The sequence below is a fragment of the Salibacterium sp. K-3 genome (assembly GCF_054052005.1).
Genome location: NZ_JBSVZE010000001.1, coordinates 891858 through 914319, shown reverse-complemented (window position 1 = coordinate 914319; position 22462 = coordinate 891858). Strand labels below are relative to the sequence as shown.

The window sequence follows — 22462 nt, the reverse complement described above, 5'->3', positions numbered from 1 at the left end:
TTATTCTCTTTTCTGTTATAATAGTAACAGTTATAATTTGCGTTTTGCTCTTGTTGGAAGATTTATTGTGCATGATTTCACATAACAGCACAGAAAGGTGATACCATTGAGCGGAAAACCAAGAATTGTCATACTCGGAGCCGGATACGCCGGCATGATGACGGCAAAACATTTGACCCGGCAGCTGCAGCCGCAGGAAGCGGATATTATTCTCGTCAACAAACATAACTATCATTACCAGACAACCTGGCTCCATGAAGTGGCAGCCGGTACCATTGACCCGAACCGCGCCCGCATTATGATCAGTGATGTCATCGACACGAAACGAGTGCAGATGGTCTATGATTCCGTAACGGAAATTCAGCCGCAGAACGAGCGGGTGATCCTCAAAAACGGGGAACTGTCCTATGATTACCTGGTGGTTTCTCTAGGTTTTGAAACAGCAACCTTCGGCATACCCGGCATTGCCGAGCATGCCTGGAAAATCGAAAACATCGAAAACAGCAAGGCGGTCTACAATCATATCGAAGCACAGTTCATCCGTTACGCAAGCGGCGAAAACGAAAATGACGACGCGCTGAACATTCTTGTCGGCGGAGCCGGCTTCACCGGCATTGAGTTCGTGGCAGAATTGGCGGAAAAAGTACCGGAACTGTGCAGAAAATACGAAATTGACCCTTCATCCGTACGTATCATTAATGTGGAAGCAGCTCCCTCCATTCTGCCCGGTTTTGACCAGGAATTGATTGATTATGCCGAAAAGACTCTCGCAGAAGAGGGAGTGGAATTACGTACCGGCACGAAAATTCAGGAGTGTACGGCGGACAGCTTTATCGTAGGGGAAGACCGAGAAGAGATTAAAGCCGGAACGGTCGTATGGACAGGCGGCGTACAGGCGAATTCCGTCGTTGGCGAATCCGGTTTCGAACTGACAAAAGGGAAAGTCAACGCACGGGATGATCTCCGTGCCCCAAATCATGACAATGTGTTTATGATCGGGGATACGTCCTGGGTATGGGACCACGAAAACGACAAACCCTACCCGGTCACTGCCCAGAGCGCCATCCAGGAAGCGGAAACCTGTGCCGAAAACCTGCAGGCCCTGCTTCACGGGAAAGAGACAAGCCATTTTGTCTTTGATGATAAGGGAACAGTGGCATCTCTCGGTAAAGGGGATGCGATCGGCACCATCCTTGATAATTACAAGCTGTACGGCAAAAAAGCACGTGCCATGAAAAACGTCATCGACAACCGTTACCTATTCCTCGTCGGAGGACCGAAATTAATTCTGAAAAAAGGAAAATTCCGTTTCTTCTAAACGAACCCTGGAGGAGGAAAGCAATATGAGAAACTGGTTTATGATTGTGTCTCTGATTTCCTTCGGCGCGGCGGCGCTTTATGCCATCGCAAGCCGCTGCATGGAAGGAAGCCGCGATTTCCGCTGAATTTATCGAAAACGGATCCCGGGAAAATCATCCGGGATCCGTTTTTTTATTATCTATGGTGGATTGGGGACGTTAGAGTTTTTTCATACGGATGAAACGTCGCTGTGAATCTTTCATAGCGCAAATGGGAGAAGCATTCAAGTGGAAACGTAAGTATAAGCCGGCCCATGTGACGTTTTTTCTTACTCCTTTGCTTAAAAACGCTGCTTATTTGGCATCAAACATTTCATTTGCCCAATCGGTGAATGCTTGTTTCCAGTGGGCGTAAGCAGCTTTTCCTATCTTTTTCTCCCCGCCCCGCAGTCCGCCGCAGTCTCCAAAGCCGTGAGGAGCTCCTTTCAGCTCGAGCATCTGATTCGGCACCCCATATTGATCCAGCGTTCGTTTGTACCGGCGCACGCTTTCCGGCTGAATCAGCATATCTTTCGTTCCGTAACATAAAAACTGGGGTGGATCACCGGCCCGGACATACCGGGAGAGGGAGTGGGCGTTTAGAAGCTTTTCCCGTTCCTGCTTACCGCCGAGCTGTTTCCCGGGACAGAGCGCGATAAGCATGTTCGGAATATCCCGGCACGAAAGGACTGGATAAATCAAGCCTGCCAGATCCGGCCGGTCATCCACCTCATCCACGGCATCTTTTACATACTTCCCATCATCCACCTGCATATTTCTATGTTTTGTCAGAATAGAGGCGGCGCAGTGCCCACCGGCGGAAAAACCGAGGACGCCGACTTTCCCGGGGTCTATACCGTATTCTGTGGCGTAGTATCTTACATACCGGAGCGCCCGCTGCAGATCTGCGTAGGGCACCGGTTCTTTGTACGGATTCAGCCTGTACCAGAGCACGAATGCTGAAATGCCCGCTTCATTCAATGCGCGGGCCATCCCTTCGCCTTCGTGTCCGGATGATTTATAAATATAGCCTCCCCCTGGTACAATGACTACAGCCCGGTCGCTGTCCGGAACGACAAAGGGGAGAAGATAAGGAACATCATCGTAAGTTTCCATTCCTTCCCCTTTGCTGATTTCTTCATGATAGGTCATTTCATGGATATAATGATGCTGCTTGGTGAACCTGCTGCTTTTCATTTTTCTCATGCAGTGAAAGACCCTCAGCATCCTTGGGCGTTTTTTTCTTATCACCAGCTCATCGAACTTGTTCTCTCCTGTGTTATAGGGAATCTGCGTCCCCCAGATCTTCAGTTTATCCTGTCCCATCTTCGTCCCCCTATCCTTTTTTACGACGGGATACCCCCTGCAGCAGCAGATGGATGTCGAGCGAAAGAATACCAAGGAGTGTCACAGCCCGAAGCGCCGTTTCCTTCCCAGAGGAATACCAGATGTTACGGTTCACACTGATGAACGCCTGTGCGAAATTTTCCGCCAGAATGATATCCTTATTCTCAAACTTTTCCTGTGTCAGTTTCGCTGACGAACATCAGCAAAAGAGGTCAGCTTTTTCATCCGATATATCCGCTTGCCCCTGTTAGTTCAATCACCAGTCACCTTCCGATCAGGCATAGGTAAGAACGTGTATACCTTCTATACCCATTTATATGAACTTTCAGTCTAGGAATCGTATACAAAAATTCGCATGAGGGTTTGTGGTACCAGTCGAATCGCAGCGCTTACCAGTCAAATTCCGCCCATTATCAGTCGTTCTGCATATAATACCCGTCGAATTATACTACTTACCCGTCGAGTGCCTCCAATGATAAAGTATATTTCCGATTTTTAAATGCCCCTTCATATGGAAGTTTCAGATGCTGGAGTAGTTTGTAGGCAACATTTGGGGATTCCAGCTGTAGAAAAGTACGAAACTCTTGATTGGTTATCGTGTCTTTATGGAGAAGAGCATAATCGATGAGGGATACGGTATGAGCCTGGGGATGAAGCGTATGACAGATACCGCAGTACCATCCGCCCCGTTGTCTCGGCAGTGGCAGATGATGACAATCCGGACAGTGTACGCCGGTACGCAACAGACGCGAATCCACTTCACTCGGTGTATCCGGGATATGATGCTGATGGAGTTTCTTTAATTTACGGGTGATCTTCTGCATCTGCTGTTTTGTGAGAGTAACGGCTGCGTATTTTTTCTGAAGCGATTCGAAGGAATAAGGAAGCGATGGGGGACGGATGACAGAGTGGTACATGTCACGGTATGCCGGATCGGTTTTGAGTAAAGCCGAGGCGTTACTGATGACTACCAATCCTGGAACCGGTGCCTGAGGAAGTTTATGCCGGGTCAGCCAATTTTGCAGCTGACTCTGCTGCCTTCGCAGCTGTAGCAGCGGATCGGGAAATGCTTCTTCTTTGTCGTCCAGGGTGCGGATCATTTGTTGAAACGATGGATCAAAGTATAACGTTCCCGCTATATTTTTGATCTCAAGAATTAGTAGAAAATGCGGAGTGATCAGCAGGGTATCGATCTGAAAATACGTATTCCGTTCTCCCGGGAGGCGGAGATCATGAAAAACGTAGCAATCCTGGGAGGGCAGAAAATTCAAGTGATACTCAATCGATGTCTCCCCGCGGTACCCCGCACGACTCATAGCAAGCTGCTCCTCCAGTTTCGCCCGCTCCGGATGAGCAGGCGGCAGCCTCCGCAGTAACGCTTCCCATTTTCTGATTTTCCACGGGACATGTCGTTCTTTTTTAATCAGGCGGATCACCTCTTTCGTTTTTGTCCATCTGTCATTCGACATTTAACGGGGATTCTCCTTTATTGTCTTGAAATGGGCTGTTACTGTCCATGTTTTGTCGAATACGAGCCAAATCCAGGCGTTTACATGCCGGCCGGTCTCAAATACATGCCGATTGATTTCATACAAGCCAAGCGGAAGCCGATACTGTCCAATCTTTATAAAATACATGCCAAATCGACTTCAATACCTGCCGAACCACCAATCAAGCCACCAACCACATCACACCAAAAAAATCCCGCCGTCCTCGCGGCGGGATCAGTTACTTTTATTCTTTTTTCGATAACTGCAGGGCTTTCTTCACGTCTTTCAGGGAATTGGATTTCCCGTACAGCAGCACGCCGCCTTTGTAGACTCTGGCGCCGGCCGCAGCGAGCAGGAGAATCGTGCCGATCATCAATCCAAGGGACAGGACGACTTCCCATGCCGGTATGTTCAACATGGTCACCCGCAGGAACATGATCATCGGTGTAAAAAAAGGAATGAAGGACGTGACCGTTACTAGCATATTGTCTGGTGAATTCAGTCCGAAAATCGCGATGAAAAACGCAATCATGATGAGATAAATGAGCGGTGCCATTAACTGGTTCACTTCTTCGGTCCGGCTCACGAGAGAACCGATGGTCGCAGACAACGTTGCATACAGCAGATAACCGAGCAGAAAGAAGATAATCGCGTAAATGAACGTGCCGGCTTCTGCATTCTGCAGACCGAAATACTGAAACACGCCGCCGGTCAGCTGGTTCTGATTCGTCTGAAGCATCACGTAGCCTGCCGCAAGGATGATGCCGAATTGCGTAAGACCGAGCAGCGCGATCCCTGCAATTTTGGCAAACATCTGCGTCACCGGAGAGACGCTCGAGACCAGGATCTCCATGACCCTTGATGATTTCTCGTTCGCGACGTCCATCGCAATCATATTTCCGTACATAATGACCGATAGATATAATAAGAAGAGCATGACATAAACAAGACCTCGGGCGCTGTTTCTTTCTTCAGCTGTTTGAGCATCTTCCTGCAGAGCCGATGTTTCAAAAGCCACCGGTGACGTAATCTGCTGGACAGCAGCCGAATCAACACCGGCATTGTCGGCAGCCATCCTCATCTTCACCGGCTGCAAGGCCTGCTGAAGGCTCTGGGATATCGCAGAAGGATTGCCCTTCATCGAAAAATAATCTCCCTGCGGCAGTCCGTTCTGCGATGTAATGTTCAGAAAACCGTCGAACGTGCCGTCCCTCACTTCATTTTTCGCCTCCGCTGCCGATCCTTCATACTCCTCGAGTGATATATCGCTCTCCGCGTTCTGCACATTGTCCTGAAAAGCGGAAAACACTTCACCGGTTTCATCGAGAACCGCTACACTCCGGCCTTCTCCCTCTCCTCCACCAAAGGAAGACAGGATCGACGGCATATTGCCCGCAAGAAAAATGAACAAAACGGTGATAATGGTCGTTATGAGAAAGGATTTGGCTTTTACTCTGCTCAGATACGTATGACTTAAAATAATACCGAATTTATTCATACGACGTGCCCGCCTTTTCAATAAAAATATCATTCAGCGAAGGTTCTTCCAGTTCAAATCTGCGTACAAACCCTCTTCCCTGGAGTGTATGAAAAATATGTTCCGCCGTCTCTTCCCGGTCGATCTGCAGCACGCACCCATCCGCTACGTCGGCATAAGATACGACCCCGTCCACCTCATGTAGATACCCGACATCAAAGTCAGCATGAATGCGGAGATTTTTCCGGCCGAAAGAGCGCTTGATTTCTTTCAGGCTGCCGTGGACAATCGGCTGTCCGTGCTGAAGCATGCAGACATGCTCGCACAATTCCTCAACATGCTCCATCCGGTGGGAGGAAAAGACGATACTTGTGCCCATCTTCTTGACGTCCAGCACAGCCTGTTTCAAAAGTTCCACGTTGACAGGATCCAGACCGGAAAATGGTTCATCCAGGATCAACAGCTTCGGCTGATGAATCACCGCGGAGATGAACTGGATTTTCTGTTGATTCCCCTTAGACAGTTCTTCCACCTTCTGATCCATATAATCCGGCACCTGGAAGCGCTCCAGCCAGCCTTCCAGTTGTTTCACAATATCTGCTTTCTTCATGCCGCGAAGCCGGCCGAGATATATCAACTGGTCCCGGACGGTCAGCTTCGGATACAGACCTCTCTCTTCGGGAAGGTACCCGATCATGCCGCTGTCGGCATATGTCATTCTGCCACCGTTCCAGTATACTTCTCCTTCTGTCGCTTCAAGCAGTCCGATAATCATGCGGAACGTCGTTGTTTTACCGGCACCGTTTGCCCCGAGCATGCCGAAAATCTCTCCCTCCGGAATCTCGAGCGAAAGATCACGAACCGCTGTCGTCTCCCCAAATGTTTTCGTAATGTGATCCAGTGTCAGCGTCATCGGCGCCCCTCCTTCTTCTTCCTTTATACTATACTTCTACGCACAATAGAAGGTTTCGTTTCAGAGCGGCAGAACAAGAAAACCGGCAAAATTATCCATCTGCCGGTTTTCTTCCCTCTATTTTCATTACCTCTATTATAACGCTAAGCTTTTACACAATGAAACAGACCATCATTTATTCTGAACTGGCCAACTCAGATATTTTAACTTGCTTGACTACCCTGTACCTATCGGTTGATGTTTCTTTGACCATCGATCCCTGCAGATTTCCTCCGGTTTCCCCGTACACTTCCTGAATGTAGGGTGGTTGTTCATATGCCCTCATCGCCACTTTGACGTACGGATCAGCGTCTTCACCCAGATTGTCTTCCCCTGGAATAGGTGCCCGCATCCGGAAACTTCCGTCCGGCCGAACATCATCGTCGTCATTATAACCCGAAATAATGTAGTTATCTGCATCAATACTGGCTAGTATCCTCGCACCTTGCAGAATGTTACTCTGTCCTTCTATGTATACAAAGTCACCTTTTCTTTCTGCGTCAAAGTCCAGCCATGCTTCCGTCTCTCCATAATCTTCGGGCGGCTCGTTACCAGGAGGTTCTATCGTTATCGTTTGATCTTCTTCCCCCAGAACGTAATCGGTGTAAAGAATATGCTTTGGTTCGCCATTTTCCCGTTCTTCATCCGGGTCGATTCGAACAAACGGTCCTTCCAGGTTTTCTCCGTATTCACCGTAAGCTTCTATTATGTCTTCCTTCTGATCGTCCGGGCTGAATGTAATCATAAGATCCAGCGGTTCATCGAGATTCGGATAGTCTACTTCACCGGAAAAGGATCCATCTTCTTCCACCGTGAGGTCTGTCGAGTTCGCAAACAATATGGTTTTCACTGCATCAAAGCTTACAGACAATTCCGCGCCCGGCATTAGGTTGGTCGTTCCTTCGATTTGGACGGCATCATTATCCCGGCTGAACACAATCTCCCCGTTTATGTCCACTCGAGGATCCCCCTGATTTTCCATCCCTTTTTCTTCTTTTGTACTGCCTTCTTCCTGCTTTTCCGCTTCTTCCTTCTCCGTTACGTCCTCCACTGTTTCTGTCTGATCAGAAGACTCTGTTGCTGCCGGATCTTCTGAACTGCATGCGGTCCCTCCCACAATCATCACGAGCAGGCTCATATAAAGCAAACTGTTTTTTCCCATCGTCTTCCCCTCTCTCCAGCTTCAAAGTTTCATTCCGTCTCTTCTGGTTTAATAATTATTTCCACGCGGCGGTTCTTCGCACGATTTTCTTCGGTATCATTGGAGACAACCGGTTCCGTTTCTCCAAATCCTTTCGTAGAAAAGTTGAAATCGTCCATCGTTTCCTCTTCTAAAAAGTAAGCCTCCACCGCTTCTGCACGTTCCTGGGAGAGCTGCTGATTGTATGACGCATCTCCCTGGTTGTCGGTGTGCCCATGAATCTTGACTTCCCCTGCTTCATATTGCTCCAGCTCCCCGCTGATTTCTTCCAGTAAAGCCAGTGCATCATCTCGAAGCGTAGACTCATCAAAGTCAAACAGGAGATGATCCGGCACGTTAATCGTGATTTCCTCTCCCATACTTATCCCTACTTCTGGAACGGTGATCTCCGGCGCACTCACTTCAGGAGCTGATACTTCAGGTGCAGATACCTCAGGAGCAGATACCTCAGGAACAGACACATCGGGAGGTGAATAATCAAAAGAAGAACCAGAGTCTTCTTCTTTATCTGTTTCCTCCTCTTCTTCCTCTGCTTTCTGTTCTTCCTCTTCCGACTGCGCTTCATCGGTTGACTCCTGCTCCTGCGCTTCTTCTTTCCCCGTGTCGACTGCTGGCTCACCGGATGAATCAGGTTCATCCTCTCCGGTGCACGCAGCCAAAACTATTACGAGTAAAAGGAACGGCATTCTTGATTTTTTTAACATGATATCCTCCCTGTTTTAGAAAAATGAACGGATAATCGGCCAGTCGTTTTTCCATTCATAGAACAAAAGACCGAATATCATTATAAATAGGCCAGTCTGAAAGTGGACAAACCTCACTTGGTCTTCCTCAAAATACTTGCGAACGAAATTGGTAATTGATCCTATACCTACTATAAATAGCAAAATCCTCAAGGATACACTCAACCATGGAATGGCAAAGAGGTCTACTGCTACCTCTAGCATGAAACCAGCCATAAAAAAGGAAATAACTCCCATTCCAATAAATATAACAACACATACATTTAATATCTTCACTAACATACGTATTCCCCCTTATCCTCGTGAACGACTGTTTTTTCATCGAAGTTACGATGAAGTTGTCCGTATCGACGTAGGCCACATCTTCAAGAGGGAGGATGCCGCTTTACTTCTGCTTATTTACAGTAATCACGACAGACGAACAAACTAGAAAATTGAACTGATGACCGGCCACCCGTTTTTCCATTCATATAACAAAAGGCCGAATATCATTATAAATAGGCCAGTCTGAAAGTGGACAAACCTGACTTGGTCTTCCTTATTATACTTTCGGACGGAATTAGTAATCGATCCAACCGCTACTATAAATAAAAAAATCCTCAAGAATACACTCAACCATGGAATGGTAAAGAGGTCTTCTGCTACCTCTCGCATGAAACCAGCCATAGAAAACAAAATAACTGCCATCCCAATAAACAAAACAACACATACATTTAATATCTTTACTAACATACGCATCCCCTCCCTATCCTCATAAACGGCTATTTGCTTTCATTGATGTTTTGCTTAAGTTGTTCCGTATCGACACAGGCCACATCTTCAAAGGGGAGAAAGGGAGAGACTGCCCCTTTACTTCTGCTTATTTACAGTAATCACGACAGACGAACAAACTAGAAAATTGAACTAATAACCCGCCAACCGTTTTTCCATTCAAAGAACAAAAGACCGACTATCGTTATAAATAGGCCAATCCGAAAGTGAACAAGCCTCACTTGGTTTTCCTTGTAATACTTGCGAACAGCATTCGTCACTGTACCGATCAATACTATATATATCAAAATCCTCATGGATACACTCAACCATGAAATGGTAAATATTTCTGCGTCTGGATTAATACCATATATAACAAAGGATGCAACCCCTATACCAAATAGTAATCCAACACACACATTTAATAGCTTCACTAACATACGTATTCCTCCTTATCCTCCTGAACGACTGTTTGTTTTTTCATCGATGTCATGCTGAGTTTGTTCCGTATCGACGCAGGCCACATCTTCAAGAGGGAGGCTGCCGCTTCACCTCTGCTTATTTAAAGCGTTCACGACAGTCGAACATACTAGAAATATGAACTGATAATCGGCCACCCGTTTTTCCATTCATAGTACAAAAGGCCGACTATCATTATAAATAGGGCAGTCTGAAAGTGGACAAACCTCACTTGGTCTTCCTCAAAATACTTGCGAACAAAATTGGTAATTGATCCTATACCTACTATAAATAGCAAAATCATCAAGGATTCACTCAACCATGAAATAGTAAATAAGTCTTCTGCCACACCTGGCATGAAACCAGCCATAGAAAAGGAAATAACTATCATTCCAATAAATATAACAACACATACATTTAATACTTTCACTAACATAGGTACCCTCCTATCCTCGTGAACGACTGTTTTTTCATCGAAGTTACGATGAAGTTGTTCCGTATCGACGTAGGCCACATCTTCAAGAGGGAGGATGCCGGTTCACCTCTGCTTATTAAAGCGTTCACGACAGACGAACAAACTAGAAAATTGAACTAATAACCCGCCAACCGTTTTTCCATTCAAAGAACAAAAGACCGAATATCGTTATCAATACGCCATTGCGAAAGTGGACGAACCTTACCTGTTTTTCTTTATGATGTATACGTAACATATTGGTCACCGCACCGATCAATAATATCAACATCAATAATCCCAAGGAAACACTGAACCACGTAACGGTATAGATATCTTCTGCTACCTCTGGCGCGAAACCAGCTATAGCAAAGCCAGTATTTCCTATACCAAGGAATAATACCACACACACATTTAATAGCTTCACTAACATACCCATCCCCTATACGGCTATTTGTTTTCATCGATGTTATGTTAAAGTTGTTCCGTATCGACGCAGGCCACATCTTCAAGAGGGAGGCTGCCGCTTTACCTCTGCTTATTTAAAGTGTTCACGAAAGAGGAACAAACTAGAAAAATGAACGGATAATCGGCCAGTCGTTTTTCCATTCATAGTACAAAAGGCCGACTATCATTATAAATAGGGCAGTCTGAAAGTGGACAAACCTCACTTGGTCTTCCTCAAAATACTTGCGAACGAAATTGGTAATTGATCCTATACCTACTATAAATACCAAAATCTTCAAGGATTCACTCAACCATGAAATAGTAAATAAGTCTTCTGCCACACCTGGCATGAAACCAGCCATAGAAAAGGAAATAACTATCATTCCAATAAATATAACAACACATACATTTAATACTTTCACTAACATAGGTACCCTCCTATTCTCGCGAACGACTATTCGTTTTTTCATCGATGTCATGCTGAAGCTGTTCCGTATCGGAATGGTCAACACTGCTTACGTTTCCATCTATCAAACGGTTCCATCCATCAGAAATCATCTCTCCCAGTTTATGAAACCCGTTCATTATTGGTTTTTTGAAAGCACCGGAGAATATTGTCTGTTTGACACTGTTCATAGCATTGACAGCAATATTCATATTTTTCTTTTGCGTTGAGGCCATCGTTTTTCCAATAGTCTTATTTGCCACATTCGTCGAAAAAGATCCTAATGGCAAAAAGATTGCAGTAATCAATGCAGTCGTAAGAAATGAAGATGGGGTCACCTCATCGCCCAGCGCCCAGTCACGAAGCATAGAAACACCTCCTGCTATTCCGGAAGCCGTGAATACCCTCTTCAATTTGTTCATTAGACCAAGAGCCATAAATCCGCTTCCTAATGCACCTATAAGCCCACCAGCAATAGCACCTGTTGTGATGTCCACCAGGGCTTCTTTCATATCAAAAGCTGAAGGATCTTCTATTAAAGTAACAAAATGTGGAATAGAAGAAATACCTCCATTTATTAAAGCCCCCCATTTCATTTGACCAAAAAGTCCGGAAAGACTTGCCCAGCCGGCTGATAATTTTGTCATCGCCCATCCGGCAAACCTACTGAGCGCAAGATGAGATCTTGTTCCCAACATGAACGCTGCCCGTGTACTGAGCAATGCTCCGGCCATCTTGCCTGCCAGTGGAATGAACACGGTTCCCAATGCAATGGCGCCGGCGGTGAGCGCATTAAAGTTATCTCCACCGACAATCGCACCATAAATCGCAGCACCAAGTGCTCCAATTCCTGCCAGGATAACAAGCGTTGTGCCCGCAATGCCGAGCAGGAGCGCACCGCCTATAATGGCAGCGGCAATTGCTAATCCAACCCCGAGTCCTTTGAGTAATCCCTGGACCCAGTCAGGCGCTGCATTCCACGCGTCAACCGCACCACTTGATAATAAGTCAGCAAGCATCATGCTCATGCCAGCGGGGGAGAGTGCAAACAGCCCTTCCCCCAATGACTTTAGAAAATCTCCTATTGAATCAGGGTTGGTAAGGCCTTTAATAATGCCTTCCATCTGCTCGCTGTACTCTTTTATTTTCTCACCGAGATTCGGGGCAATTTCTGATACCGCATCTCCCAGCGATTCACCTGCGTTCCCAACAAAATCTCCAAGTGATTCACCTTTGTCGCCTATGAATTCCGCAACCGTGCTGCCGCCTTCTTTAACGGTTTCTTTTCCCCAGTTCCAGAGATTTTCCCAAAAACCAGGGGAATGGTCTCCTGGATTTCCACCGGGTATGTCTCCACCACCATTATTGCCTCCGGAAAAGCCGGTATCTCTTCCTTGATTTTCTGTTTGAGTTAATTTCGGAGCTTCTTCTTCATATTCAAACTCTATGTCAGATGCAAATGTGGTATGAACAGGAACAGCCAGGCGAAAGATCATGCATAACACCATAAGAATAGCTGCGGTTTTGTATAAAGCGGTCAAAATCACCCCTCCTGTCTCCAATTATTAATGGCATGAACCATATTGAAATTGAACGTTTTCCAATTTCGGAATCTCAGAGGACGCTTCGGTACGAATGTCTCTTTCCCCTGGAGCAAATGCTTGATCCGGCACTGTGACAAATGTCGTTTCCGTGTCGACCGATGCAAATACTTCAAATGACTGTCCATACGGAAACTTCATTTCAACGACTTCCTTCGCTCCATTTTCCTGAGCGAAATAGTTGGCTTTGTCTTCAATATCGGACCAATTGGCTTTAATAGCGCCACACATTATATTGGTTATTTCTGCATCGGTAAAAAAGAAGAGCAGCGCTTCATTCGTTAACGTGACATCGTCATCCATGATTTTATCTACGACCACGTCGGGCGCGCCTCTGCTCTCTGCTTCCTCACGGATACTCACCTCTTTATCTCGTGCCGCCTCTCTTACTTCCTTGGCAAAAGAGCTGAACTCTTCTTCAAGGCGTTCCGACAATTCTTCGTCATAGATATCTTTTGCCTCGCTGGCAGCGGCGACTGTTGCGGCATCTGCTGCGTTTTGACCAGCATTTTTATAAGCATAGGTAGAAAATATATCAAAAAATACAAAAGCAAGAAAAACAAAGCATATGACAATAAAAAGGGACAACATCATTGCATTTCCCCGTTCATTTCGTGCATAAGAAAGCTGCGATTTAATCATCTTCTTCAGATTCATAAGGCATTGTGGCGCTTCCGGTAATTTCATAATCCAACTCACCTACATATGGGACATTAATTGTTTTCAGGGCAACGTCCACATTAACGCTGACTTCCTCTCCATAGGAACTAGACATCACATCCTTAGAAATATGAAGAACTTCAAGCCCTCCGGCTGAGTTATGCACACTCGTTTCTATGTCGTCGTATTCACCGGAAACCGAGGCAACTCTTGCTCCATCACGCGCTGCTCCTTCTGCAACAACTACCGTGTACGCTGCCAACGCCATCTGCCAAACAAATAAGAAGGCAAAGATGATGAGGGGAAATGCAGCAACGAATTCAACAAGCTGAGATCCTCGTTCATTTTTCACGTATTTTAATAGATGCCGCATCCCGTCATCACCTCCATGTATTTTCTTTCACTTCTTATTCTTCGGAACCGATACCCTCAACAAATTCTGCAATCTTGTCTACAATCGCTTCTGCAATCGTATTATTACCTTCCATATTACCTAAACTCGTTACAACCATACCCACCAATGCTACGCCCAGCAGTCCCAGCATGATCCATTCCAGCGATACCGATCCTTTTTCATTGTCCATATACGTTCTGAAGAATTGTTGTACTTTCACATACATGCTTACCATGATTCATCCACTCCTTATTGTTTTCAGTTTTGACTTCTGTTCCATTCAGCTGTAGCTTCTCTTAGTTTAAGAAAATATCGAGGCCGAATGCCTCAGGGTTATATAGGAAGTTTAAGAAAAGCAGACCAACAACGAGTATAAATACAGAAGGTACAATGGTCAGCGTTGTAATCACTGTCACTTTCGGACTGGCCTTTGCTGCCTTTTCTTTTGCGCGAAAACCTCTGGTGTTTCTTAGATCATCTGCCTGCACTCGGAATGTACGAGATACTGGAACTCCAAGATCACCTCCCTGAATTAATGATTGAATCAGCATCTCCAGCTCTTGTGCATCATTTCGGTACAGCAGGTTTTCATAAGCTGTCACCCGTGGTACGCCAAGATTAACTTCACTTCCGAGACGTTCGATTTCTTCCCCGAGCGGCCCTCCCATTTGCTTGGCCACCTGCTGCATCGCTCCATCAAGGGACGCACCTGCCTGCAGCGAAACACTTACGACATCAAGAAAATCTGGAATTTCCATGCTGATTGTTTCCTGTCTTTCTTTGGCTTTCACCCGAAGCCAAACATCCGGCGCGAAAAACATCGCCACAGGAAACAGTATCAGTAAATAAACAGCGAATGGAAAGCCGAGTATAAAATAGATCCAGCCAAACACATAAGCAGAAATTCCAAGGATATAGCGCATCCCATAAAAATCCTGCAGCCGCAGCTGAAATGGATTTCCAGCTTTTGCAAGCAAACGTTCATGTTGTTCGTGTTTTCCGAGCAACGGGTACTTAACAGCTGTTGGACCAAGATAGACCGCACCTTTCACCAAAGGTGCCATCAGTAGATCCTTCCATGACTTTTTCCGCTTTTTCTTTTTTTCTTTTGTTCCTACATAGCTGTAGAACTGCTGTTTTTTTGCAACGGCCATCCATATATAAATAAAACCGATTAACAAGAGAAGCAGCACCGCGGCTGTAAGCAGAAAGGCAAAGCTCAGTATCGCATCATTCATTGGCTACACCCTTATATTCGTGACCTTTTTAATCGCGTAGTTACTAATAGCTAATATGATGGCAAAAACGACCATTAAAATGAGACCGGGCAGGGTGAACAGCGGATTCAAAAATCCGGGAATAATTAAATTGAGCATAATGGCTGTTATTATAGGTAAAAGCGGTAATATAAGCGCGACATATTTTGATTCTGCTGTCACGGCATTTATTTCTTTGTAGACCCTCCCTCTTTCTTCCAGCGTTCCTGCCATTACTTCCATAACCTCTGCTAAATTCCCGCCAATACGGCGTTGAATGAGCACCGTGTTCATCATCACTTTCACTTCGCGGCTGTTCACTTGTTCAATAAAGCGGTGGATCACACGCTCGAAGCTGTCACCTAAGCTTAACTGTCTGGACATTTTCGCAAATTCCGGTCCAGCGGGCGCTTTTAATTCTTTGCCCGTCATGGCAATTCCCTGCTGTAAGGTTAGTCCTGCCTTCACCGTGTTACCGATCATTCGGCAAATATCCGGAAGCTGCTGATTAAATGCCTCGGAACGTTTTTCACGCTTCGTTTTCAAGTACACATTGGAACCGATTTTCACCATCACATAAGCAGCGACAAGATCAACCGGGAATATAAGCACTAGTACAAAACGGCTTACAAACCACAAAATAAAGAAAAGCCCAATGCAGATGGCGGCATATTCGGAGGGCATTATCGGGACAGCCCCCTGTTTTAACTTCTTATCCAGTCCCTCCGCCATTAACGACTCATCAAATCGGTCACCTAATAGAAAAATAATACTTCTTCGTTTTTCTTCATCCTGCGTGTGAAACCACGTTTTCACCCTCTTTCGGGGTTTGGCCATCCGGTACATTTTGACGATGTAATAAAGAAAAATCATAAAAGAAAACAGAGCAAGCGACAACACAAGATATAAAGCCATCATGCCAATTCACCTTCTTTAAAGAAGGCATCCGGCAAAGCTTGTCCAAAGGCTCGCAGACGTTCTGCGATTTTTGGAACATAACCTGCCGCTTCAAAGTAACCGGCCACATTTCCTTGATCGGAAAAACCCATCTGTTTAAAACGAAAGATTTCCTGAATCCGAATCTCTCCATCTTCTTCAAACACTTCAGAAATAGCGACAACTCTGCGCGTTCCATCCATTAATCTCTCTGTCTGCACAATCACATCAAGAGCACCTACAAAATAATCGCGGATAACATCTACTGTCAGCGGCAGCCCTGACATAATCACCATCGCTTCCAAGCGTCCGAGGGCGTCTTTCGGAGAGTTAGCGTGAACGGTTGTCAGTGACCCTTCATGTCCGGTGTTCATAGCCTGGAGCATATCCAATGCCTCAGAACCACGGACTTCCCCGACAATCACCCGATCCGGTCTCATGCGAAGCGCGTTTTTCACGAGGTGATTGATGGTAATGGCCCCTTCTCCTTCCATATTAGGCGGACGCGCTTCCATTCGGACGAGGTTGTCGTAGTTAAAACGAAGCTCCGCCATATCTTCAATCGTAACAATTCGTTCGCCTTGCGGAATTGATTCTGACAGAACGTTTAAAAGAGTTGTTTTCCCGCTTCCCGTTCCCCCGGAGACGAGTATATTGGTTTTTGCTTTCACCAAAGTCTCTAAAAACTTACCCATCTTTTCATTTAACGTTCCAAAGTCAACTAAATCCTGCAAAGAAAACGGGTCTTTGTTAAATTTTCGAATCGAAATGATAGGGCCGTCGATGCTGACAGGAGGAATGGCCGCGTTCACCCGGCTTCCATCTGGAAGACGCGCATCCACCATTGGCGAACTTTCATCAATTCTTCGCCCAATTGGTGCGATAATTCGATCAATGATGTGATGGATATGTTCTTCGTTTTTAAAGCGGACTGATGTTTTTTCCAGTTTCCCTTGTCGTTCAATGTAAATATCATCTGGACTATTTACCATGATCTCCGTAATATCATCTCTTTCCAGTAACGATTCCAACGGGCCGAAACCGACCGAATCGTGAATGAGCTGCTGGATAATCTGGTTCATATCGTGACTTGGAATAATTACTTTTTCTTCCTCAATCATTTGCGACACCAGGCGCTCAATGCTCTGCTTTTTTTCCACAGGGGGAAGCGTAATAATTTCTTCTAAATTTGCTTCTTTAATTAACCTGTCTTTGTAGTGCCTCACCCAGTGGTCAACAGTCGTGTCTTTGATCGCATCTTTGTCTGTGTTTGTCCATTCCCTTGAAGACGAAGGTTGTTGAACTTTTTCCAGCCAAGACACAGCAATCACTTTCCTTTCACCTTTACAAGGTTCTTTTGAACGAAACGGTTGATATCCACGGTAAGTTTCGTTTGATTGACTTTCCCTTTTTTCGTATAAAAAGGAAGTCCCATATTAATGAACGGCTGAATCCCGTAAAAGTCGGCTCTCACTTTTCCAGCAGCTTCTACACCGACAATATTTTTAATATCCTTTTCTGTAATCTCGTTTTTTGACTCTGCTTTATTTATAATGAATTGGAAGTTGTCCTTAGATGTAAGGTGCAATCGATCAAGTAAGGCTTTTGTTTGTTTAAACGTGCGAATCGCCATCGTATCCGGTGTTAACGAATAATAGATTTTTGTCGCTTCACTCAGCGCAGTATATGTGACGGTCTGAAAGAAAGAAGGAGCATCTACAATTACATAGTCATAATGTTCTTTACACAGTTGAATAACCTTTCGCACTAATTCCTCTGTTACTTCTTCTGCTTTTTCTGGATCAGACGGTCCAGCCAACACCTCAAGTCCGGTTTGTTCCTGCTCGGTCGTCACGTTATAAATGTGGTGAATCGAAAGTTCATTTAACACAGGCAGAAGGTCACTGTAGTTTCGAACAGGCTCTAATGCCATCAATCCTTCTACACAGCCAAACTGGGCGTTTAAATCGAGAAGAAGAACGCTTTTGTCGTACTGTGTTTTGAGGCATTGACTAAGCACAGACGAAAGGAGCGTTTTTCCACTGCCTCCTTTAGCACTGTAAAAAACCAGTACCTGTCCTCCAATGGAATTTCCATTGGTAATCGTCGTCGCTTGTTCGATTTTTTCGAGGCCGTATTCTATCAGTCCATCCATCCGTTCCCATTCATCTGGTATGAGAACAACATCTTCTACACCCTGTTTCATCCAATACCTTGCATTTTCAAACGAACGTTCCTGAAGCAGCCCAATACATACAGAAGCCCTTTGAAACGTGTCTGGACTTTGCCGGTCAAATACATCTTCTCCAACGAACAAAAAGTGATAAAGTGATGACTCATCGATGGTTGTCCCGTCTGCATCAACGTCCATATCTTTATTTTCCAACTGCTCTTTGAGCGGCTGTTTGATTTGGTCGTTATCTGTTAAGATTGCGGCTCTGTATGTACTCAAGATTCTGCCTTCCTTTCTTCCTGCTGCTCCCCGTCTTCATTATTTGTTTCATCTGCATTTTCGTTCTCATTGTCGGCTTCTTGACCTTCACTCGTATCTTCTTCATCCCCTGCCTCCTGCTCTTCGTTTCCGCTTGGTGCTTGAGGATTTTCATTTGGATTTGTCTGTACTTGATTGACAAGAAGGACGCGTATTTGTTCGGCTGTGTTTTGATAATGAATCAAATCTTCCGCCTCTTCTATCGGTAACGAGACTTTGATACTCGCTGGTATGTCCTCCTCTTCGTCTGGTTCCGTCCGCTGCACCACATCTACCGAAGTAAACAACCTTCTCGTACGTTGATCAGAATTAGATGATGAATAAGAAACGATAATATCAACTTGATCTCCTTCTGCAACCGCCTGGTCCAACACTACGTTCTCCGTCGCATTCAGCCATACGACCCTTTGATCATCTGGTACATCGACGGCTGAGCGTAAAATGTTCTTTGTCATTAGATCTCCTTGTTTTACCGGAACAATACTGATTGAACTTTCCAGTTCTGAAGCTTCTCTTACATAAGATTCAATATCAGTCGAAGCAGGAACTTCTTCCCATGAGATCATGTCTTCATTGATTTCTGTATACGTCGGAATATCTTCATCTGCCACTGCTACCTCAATCGTTTCCCCCAGTGAAGCCTGGACATTTCTTATTTCATTGAGAATAAGAGCCGTTGCTAAAACAGCTAGTATAAAACCAGCAGCAAGAAAAATCATTGCCTTCCTTTTCGCATCCAGCATGTTGTTTCATCTCCCATTCATGTTGATTGATGTCGTCGGGCAGGTTCAAACACTTGCACATACGGTATATTTACCGGAAAAGCCTCATCTTTCAATGTATAGGCAGGCATCTCTTCCAAAGACATTTCCGTCCCTTTTGTCACCACCCAGGCATTGCTTTTGGCCGTGTCTTCCTTTACATCGTCCCAAAGCGCATACAGGGTATCTTTCTTTCGAGCTTCCAACTTACCAGAGTCATGAATGCGGACTTGGGTAAACATATCCCGTTTGTTCTTTCGATAGACTTTATGTAATGATCGTTTCTTAAAGATTGATTTAACATTTGGTGTAAACACCCATCCAGAAGCACCAGCTGTCCACGATTTGATGTGTTGTCTAAGGTCTTGGTACGTGAGCCCTGAGGTTGAAAACTGCTCTTTTTTCTTTACGAGTTGGTTAATAATAAAAAGCGTTTCTGCTCGATTTAACGCAGCAGGCAGCGGATACAGTTTTCTGTCCGGCTGAAAAACATTCTTCACACGGCGAATCACCGGGTGACTCGTATAAGAGGGGTCATAAAAATAAATAACTAGATCCGCGGTCGAATAATGATGAAAGACGTTGGAGAAGAATTCAATTTCGTCTTCCATAGAATACGGGGAAAATCGCAGTTTTTTAGAAAATACAGTCGAAGATTGATCCTTTACATACTCTTCAAACGTTTGGTTTTGCTTTTTTGTTTTCGCAGGCTTTATAACGTAGGAAATATCGTTTTCAGCCTGAAAAGGCAGAGAGCTGAATCCAATAGTCTCGTCCAATACAATAAGCATGTGCATCAACCCCAATTATGGATATGTCTCTAACAAGTAAAAGCAGATTCTATACGTTATTCATTCCAATTAATAGTTTTACCATAGGAAAGTATTTCCTACAAATCCATCATTATTTAAAAAAGTCGCATGAAGATAGAGGTAAGACGTTGGTCTCGTGACCTAAGAAATAAAAAAGGACGTGAATAGTATATATTTATTTTATCTATTGCCCATAAAAACTATTGGGCTCTTTTCTCTCAAGTAAGCTCTATTCTTGAATTTTCCTGTATCAACCATTTTTTATCTATATCTTGAATTGAAGATATTAGAAATATAACAAATTGAATCTGAAGTAATTTTCAAGACCATTTTCGTTTTTTACATTTAAGACTTTATGCCTTTCCTTTATTGCTGTCATTAAAAGAGAATACAGCCCGTCTATTCGGATGTATCGTATAAAAAAGAGCAAAACGCGGGCTGCGTCTTGCTCTTTCTACCTGGTTATTCATTGTTTTAAAAGTCATGGGGCTTTCCTGTTCTCGCATGAAAGCATTCCTGTCATAAAAAACAAAATGAAAGAGGCCACCTTGGTAGTATGTGAGGTGCCCGATACTCATCGACGGCCTGAACGATACGGTCATTGCTTATATAGAGAACAGCTGCAACATCCTCCCGCAAATCTTTGGGGTCCAATACCCCCAATGAAAGTATAAACATGGATTCATCAGCATTATACAGTTATAAATAACGGAGTTCATCTGATTGTGTTATTTATTATAAAACTAAAATTAGATATAATAAGAATCAGCTAGTGTTTCTTAAGCTATAATAAGAAAAAATATTCCCTTGCGGAGGGTAAAATGAATATAACAGAAGCTTCTTATATTGCAGGAATAATAGATGGGGAGGGAACTATTACTTTAACCAGGTGGCACAAGACAGACCCATTTAGACGACCTGTAATTACCATATCGTCTACAGATAAAGAACTACTACTTTATCTAAAATCAATTGTAGGCGGGGTAATTAATAATAAGAGGAACTACTCTAAATATAACAGGCTGGCTGAATCTAAAAAACTAAATTTCGAGTCTGATTTTTTTGAATTTTAGTTCTTATAGAAACATAGCATTACATTCAGTGTTGTTGAAAACTAACATTCTCATGTGAATGTCATTTCCAACTAAATCAAAAGCATAAGCATTCCATCGGAACACTTATGCCGTTCACTATTATGTATGGTGGAGACGGTGGGACGTGTGATTCCATGCTTTCGCTATGGCACTGACTATATCTTGAACCTGAAAAGTTCAGGTCCCCCGGCGTATTATACGGAATTTAAATTTGCGTCATGCAGCATTCCATATCCTAGTACCACCCAGTGGGCGGCCTATAAGTCGATACACGGCTGAAGGATTGCTCCTCATACCGCTCGGTGTTGCCATCCTGCAGTGCCTGCAGTGTCAGGTTCCACCGATTAAGCCGGATTATTCACTTATGTGTTGCCACATAAGGCGACTAATGTCTAATCGAACCCACGTCCAGAGATATCGCTGACTGAGCTTCTACGAGCGTAGTCACTATATTATGATTCGCCGCTGCTTTGGCCTAGTGACAGGCCGCCGCAGGGCTAGTCTGATTGGTCTCTTCTGCCAGCCTCAGACGGTGGCTGGACAGCGTAGCCCACTATTAGTGAGACCCCGTGTCACTCCACATGGGCGATGGAGAGCGGGATCCGCAGAAAACTGGTTATGCAGCTACTGCGAGGTTTTCTTCTTGTTTGCCAGTTATTATTGGCGTGGGCCTTTTTCGAGGCCTGCCCAGCTCGGCTCGCAACTCAGCCTCGACCTATCTCTGTCGAAGCCGTGTCGTCCCCATTTGTAAGAAAGGAGATACGTGTGATCCCCTTTGGACATTTAATTATAACACATGCACGCACAGATGCAAGGGGTTATTCCCCTTTCATCTGGCGCCGCACCGCCCGGTCCATTTCGCGTTTGGCGTCTTTTTCTTTGAGTGCCTGTCGTTTGTCGTATTTTTTCTTCCCTTTGGCAACTCCGATTAAAACTTTGGCAACGCCGTTTTTAATATAGACTTTCAGCGGTATGACCGAGTAGCCGGGTTCCTGGCTTTTGCCTATCAGCTTGTTGATTTCGCGTCGGTGCAGCAGCAGCTTCCGCGTACGGAGCGGATCGTGATTGAACTGATTGCCCTGTTCATAATGGCTGATATGGGCATTGTGCAGAAACATTTCCCCGTTGTCCACTTTCGCAAAGCTGTCCTTAATATTGATCCGTCCCGCGCGGATCGCTTTGATCTCCGTGCCTTTCAGCGCCATCCCGGCTTCATACGTTTCTTCGATGAAAAAGTCATGACGCGCCTTGCGGTTCTGCGCGAGTACTCTTCCTTCCGTTTTTGCCGCCATCTCCCGTTCACCTACTTTACTTCTTCATTCCTACATCGTAGCAAAACAGGATAAATCCCGTCAACA

Annotated in this window: 25 protein-coding genes and 1 other RNA gene; 2 read left to right on the top strand and 24 right to left on the bottom strand. The window is 44.9% G+C overall.

Going from position 1 to position 22462, the window contains the following annotated elements; genetic code table 11:
• Window positions 1-106: 106 nt before the first annotated feature.
• Window positions 107-1318: an NAD(P)/FAD-dependent oxidoreductase gene (locus ACW9JV_RS04300; protein WP_457331705.1), complete on the top strand. Its 1212-nt coding sequence runs from the start codon at window positions 107-109 to the stop codon at window positions 1316-1318.
• Between the two features lie 334 nt (window positions 1319-1652).
• Here the strand turns inward: ACW9JV_RS04300 and ACW9JV_RS04295 are convergent, their stop codons facing one another.
• The 22 genes from ACW9JV_RS04295 to ACW9JV_RS04190 all read right to left on the bottom strand — a co-directional run bounded on the left by ACW9JV_RS04295 (window position 1653) and on the right by ACW9JV_RS04190 (window position 19989).
• The gene (locus ACW9JV_RS04295) at window positions 1653-2663 is read right to left on the bottom strand and encodes an alpha/beta hydrolase (RefSeq protein WP_457331703.1); all 1011 of its coding nucleotides are present in this window, start codon (window positions 2661-2663) and stop codon (window positions 1653-1655) included.
• Between the two features lie 10 nt (window positions 2664-2673).
• A complete protein-coding gene (locus tag ACW9JV_RS04290) occupies window positions 2674-2799 on the bottom strand; it encodes a hypothetical protein (protein WP_457331701.1) in 126 nt (41 codons plus the stop codon).
• A gap of 337 nt (window positions 2800-3136) precedes the next feature.
• Complete coding sequence (locus tag ACW9JV_RS04285; RefSeq protein WP_457331699.1) at window positions 3137-4153, bottom strand: nuclease-related domain-containing protein; 1017 nt, start codon at window positions 4151-4153, stop codon at window positions 3137-3139.
• 265 nt (window positions 4154-4418) lie between these two features.
• Window positions 4419-5672 (bottom strand): ABC transporter permease, encoded by a 1254-nt coding sequence (locus tag ACW9JV_RS04280; protein WP_457331697.1) that lies wholly within the window; start codon window positions 5670-5672, stop codon window positions 4419-4421.
• A complete protein-coding gene (locus tag ACW9JV_RS04275; RefSeq protein ID WP_457331695.1) occupies window positions 5665-6564 on the bottom strand; it encodes an ABC transporter ATP-binding protein in 900 nt (299 codons plus the stop codon). The genes ACW9JV_RS04280 and ACW9JV_RS04275 overlap by 8 nt, the downstream gene beginning before the upstream one ends.
• A gap of 175 nt (window positions 6565-6739) precedes the next feature.
• Window positions 6740-7765: a hypothetical protein gene (locus ACW9JV_RS04270; protein ID WP_457331693.1), complete on the bottom strand. Its 1026-nt coding sequence runs from the start codon at window positions 7763-7765 to the stop codon at window positions 6740-6742.
• Between the two features lie 29 nt (window positions 7766-7794).
• Window positions 7795-8508, bottom strand: a complete 714-nt coding sequence (locus ACW9JV_RS04265; protein ID WP_457331691.1) for an OmpA family protein — start codon at window positions 8506-8508, stop codon at window positions 7795-7797.
• A 15-nt stretch (window positions 8509-8523) separates the two neighbouring features.
• Window positions 8524-8829 (bottom strand): hypothetical protein, encoded by a 306-nt coding sequence (locus ACW9JV_RS04260; RefSeq protein WP_457331689.1) that lies wholly within the window; start codon window positions 8827-8829, stop codon window positions 8524-8526.
• A 608-nt stretch (window positions 8830-9437) separates the two neighbouring features.
• A complete protein-coding gene (locus tag ACW9JV_RS04255) occupies window positions 9438-9737 on the bottom strand; it encodes a hypothetical protein (RefSeq protein ID WP_457331687.1) in 300 nt (99 codons plus the stop codon).
• A gap of 149 nt (window positions 9738-9886) precedes the next feature.
• Window positions 9887-10192, bottom strand: coding sequence for a hypothetical protein (locus ACW9JV_RS04250; RefSeq protein WP_457331685.1), 306 nt, complete (start codon window positions 10190-10192; stop codon window positions 9887-9889).
• Window positions 10193-10334: 142 nt separating this feature from the next.
• Complete coding sequence (locus ACW9JV_RS04245; protein WP_457331683.1) at window positions 10335-10640, bottom strand: hypothetical protein; 306 nt, start codon at window positions 10638-10640, stop codon at window positions 10335-10337.
• 136 nt (window positions 10641-10776) lie between these two features.
• Window positions 10777-11082, bottom strand: a complete 306-nt coding sequence (locus ACW9JV_RS04240) for a hypothetical protein (protein ID WP_457331681.1) — start codon at window positions 11080-11082, stop codon at window positions 10777-10779.
• Window positions 11083-11092: 10 nt separating this feature from the next.
• Window positions 11093-12640, bottom strand: coding sequence for a hypothetical protein (locus ACW9JV_RS04235; RefSeq protein WP_457331679.1), 1548 nt, complete (start codon window positions 12638-12640; stop codon window positions 11093-11095).
• 24 nt (window positions 12641-12664) lie between these two features.
• Complete coding sequence (locus ACW9JV_RS04230) at window positions 12665-13387, bottom strand: pilus assembly protein TadG-related protein (protein WP_457331677.1); 723 nt, start codon at window positions 13385-13387, stop codon at window positions 12665-12667.
• Window positions 13335-13733, bottom strand: coding sequence for a TadE/TadG family type IV pilus assembly protein (locus tag ACW9JV_RS04225; protein ID WP_380712785.1), 399 nt, complete (start codon window positions 13731-13733; stop codon window positions 13335-13337). The genes ACW9JV_RS04230 and ACW9JV_RS04225 overlap by 53 nt, the downstream gene beginning before the upstream one ends.
• 34 nt (window positions 13734-13767) lie before the next feature.
• Window positions 13768-13989 (bottom strand): hypothetical protein, encoded by a 222-nt coding sequence (locus tag ACW9JV_RS04220; protein ID WP_457331673.1) that lies wholly within the window; start codon window positions 13987-13989, stop codon window positions 13768-13770.
• Between the two features lie 61 nt (window positions 13990-14050).
• Window positions 14051-14992, bottom strand: coding sequence for a type II secretion system F family protein (locus ACW9JV_RS04215; protein ID WP_457331671.1), 942 nt, complete (start codon window positions 14990-14992; stop codon window positions 14051-14053).
• A gap of 3 nt (window positions 14993-14995) precedes the next feature.
• Window positions 14996-15928 carry a type II secretion system F family protein gene (locus ACW9JV_RS04210; protein ID WP_457331669.1) on the bottom strand — a complete coding sequence of 311 codons (933 nt, stop codon included), beginning with the start codon at window positions 15926-15928 and terminating at the stop codon, window positions 14996-14998.
• On the bottom strand, window positions 15925-17277 hold the full coding sequence (locus tag ACW9JV_RS04205; protein ID WP_457331667.1) for a CpaF family protein: 1353 nt from the start codon (window positions 17275-17277) through the stop codon (window positions 15925-15927). The genes ACW9JV_RS04210 and ACW9JV_RS04205 overlap by 4 nt, the downstream gene beginning before the upstream one ends.
• Window positions 17274-18398 carry an AAA family ATPase gene (locus ACW9JV_RS04200; RefSeq protein ID WP_457331665.1) on the bottom strand — a complete coding sequence of 375 codons (1125 nt, stop codon included), beginning with the start codon at window positions 18396-18398 and terminating at the stop codon, window positions 17274-17276. Before ACW9JV_RS04200 ends, ACW9JV_RS04205 begins: the two co-directional genes overlap by 4 nt.
• On the bottom strand, window positions 18395-19180 hold the full coding sequence (gene cpaB / locus ACW9JV_RS04195) for a Flp pilus assembly protein CpaB (RefSeq protein ID WP_457331663.1): 786 nt from the start codon (window positions 19178-19180) through the stop codon (window positions 18395-18397). Before cpaB ends, ACW9JV_RS04200 begins: the two co-directional genes overlap by 4 nt.
• 17 nt (window positions 19181-19197) lie before the next feature.
• Window positions 19198-19989: a hypothetical protein gene (locus ACW9JV_RS04190; protein WP_457331661.1), complete on the bottom strand. Its 792-nt coding sequence runs from the start codon at window positions 19987-19989 to the stop codon at window positions 19198-19200.
• 842 nt (window positions 19990-20831) lie between these two features.
• Between ACW9JV_RS04190 and ACW9JV_RS04185 the strand changes: the two genes are divergently transcribed.
• Window positions 20832-21083: a hypothetical protein gene (locus ACW9JV_RS04185; protein WP_457331659.1), complete on the top strand. Its 252-nt coding sequence runs from the start codon at window positions 20832-20834 to the stop codon at window positions 21081-21083.
• Between the two features lie 414 nt (window positions 21084-21497).
• On the opposite strand, the gene ssrA is transcribed toward ACW9JV_RS04185, so the two are convergent.
• Together ssrA and smpB are read right to left on the bottom strand one after the other, a co-directional pair.
• Window positions 21498-21839: a transfer-messenger RNA gene (ssrA, locus tag ACW9JV_RS04180) on the bottom strand.
• 83 nt (window positions 21840-21922) lie between these two features.
• Window positions 21923-22396, bottom strand: a complete 474-nt coding sequence (gene smpB, locus ACW9JV_RS04175; protein ID WP_457331657.1) for an SsrA-binding protein SmpB — start codon at window positions 22394-22396, stop codon at window positions 21923-21925.
• Window positions 22397-22462 lie beyond the last annotated feature (66 nt).

Bases quoted from the DNA above. Each gene is read 5' to 3' on its own strand.
- ACW9JV_RS04295 (WP_457331703.1), bottom strand. From the start codon at position 2,663: ATGGGACAGGATAAACTGAAGATCTGGGGGACGCAGATTCCCTATAAC.
- ACW9JV_RS04215 (WP_457331671.1), bottom strand. From the start codon at position 14,992: ATGAATGATGCGATACTGAGCTTTGCCTTTCTGCTTACAGCCGCGGTG.
- ACW9JV_RS04190 (WP_457331661.1), bottom strand. From the start codon at position 19,989: ATGCTTATTGTATTGGACGAGACTATTGGATTCAGCTCTCTGCCTTTT.
- ACW9JV_RS04220 (WP_457331673.1), bottom strand. From the start codon at position 13,989: ATGGTAAGCATGTATGTGAAAGTACAACAATTCTTCAGAACGTATATG.
- ACW9JV_RS04270 (WP_457331693.1), bottom strand. From the start codon at position 7,765: ATGGGAAAAAACAGTTTGCTTTATATGAGCCTGCTCGTGATGATTGTG.
- ACW9JV_RS04285 (WP_457331699.1), bottom strand. From the start codon at position 4,153: ATGTCGAATGACAGATGGACAAAAACGAAAGAGGTGATCCGCCTGATT.
- ACW9JV_RS04255 (WP_457331687.1), bottom strand. From the start codon at position 9,737: ATGTTAGTGAAGCTATTAAATGTGTGTGTTGGATTACTATTTGGTATA.
- ACW9JV_RS04210 (WP_457331669.1), bottom strand. From the start codon at position 15,928: ATGATGGCTTTATATCTTGTGTTGTCGCTTGCTCTGTTTTCTTTTATG.
- ACW9JV_RS04230 (WP_457331677.1), bottom strand. From the start codon at position 13,387: ATGAAATTACCGGAAGCGCCACAATGCCTTATGAATCTGAAGAAGATG.
- ACW9JV_RS04185 (WP_457331659.1), top strand. From the start codon at position 20,832: ATGAATATAACAGAAGCTTCTTATATTGCAGGAATAATAGATGGGGAG.
- cpaB (WP_457331663.1), bottom strand. From the start codon at position 19,180: ATGCTGGATGCGAAAAGGAAGGCAATGATTTTTCTTGCTGCTGGTTTT.
- ACW9JV_RS04225 (WP_380712785.1), bottom strand. From the start codon at position 13,733: ATGCGGCATCTATTAAAATACGTGAAAAATGAACGAGGATCTCAGCTT.
- smpB (WP_457331657.1), bottom strand. From the start codon at position 22,396: ATGGCGGCAAAAACGGAAGGAAGAGTACTCGCGCAGAACCGCAAGGCG.
- ACW9JV_RS04240 (WP_457331681.1), bottom strand. From the start codon at position 11,082: ATGTTAGTGAAAGTATTAAATGTATGTGTTGTTATATTTATTGGAATG.
- ACW9JV_RS04280 (WP_457331697.1), bottom strand. From the start codon at position 5,672: ATGAATAAATTCGGTATTATTTTAAGTCATACGTATCTGAGCAGAGTA.
- ACW9JV_RS04265 (WP_457331691.1), bottom strand. From the start codon at position 8,508: ATGTTAAAAAAATCAAGAATGCCGTTCCTTTTACTCGTAATAGTTTTG.
- ACW9JV_RS04260 (WP_457331689.1), bottom strand. From the start codon at position 8,829: ATGTTAGTGAAGATATTAAATGTATGTGTTGTTATATTTATTGGAATG.
- ACW9JV_RS04250 (WP_457331685.1), bottom strand. From the start codon at position 10,192: ATGTTAGTGAAAGTATTAAATGTATGTGTTGTTATATTTATTGGAATG.
- ACW9JV_RS04245 (WP_457331683.1), bottom strand. From the start codon at position 10,640: ATGTTAGTGAAGCTATTAAATGTGTGTGTGGTATTATTCCTTGGTATA.
- ACW9JV_RS04275 (WP_457331695.1), bottom strand. From the start codon at position 6,564: ATGACGCTGACACTGGATCACATTACGAAAACATTTGGGGAGACGACA.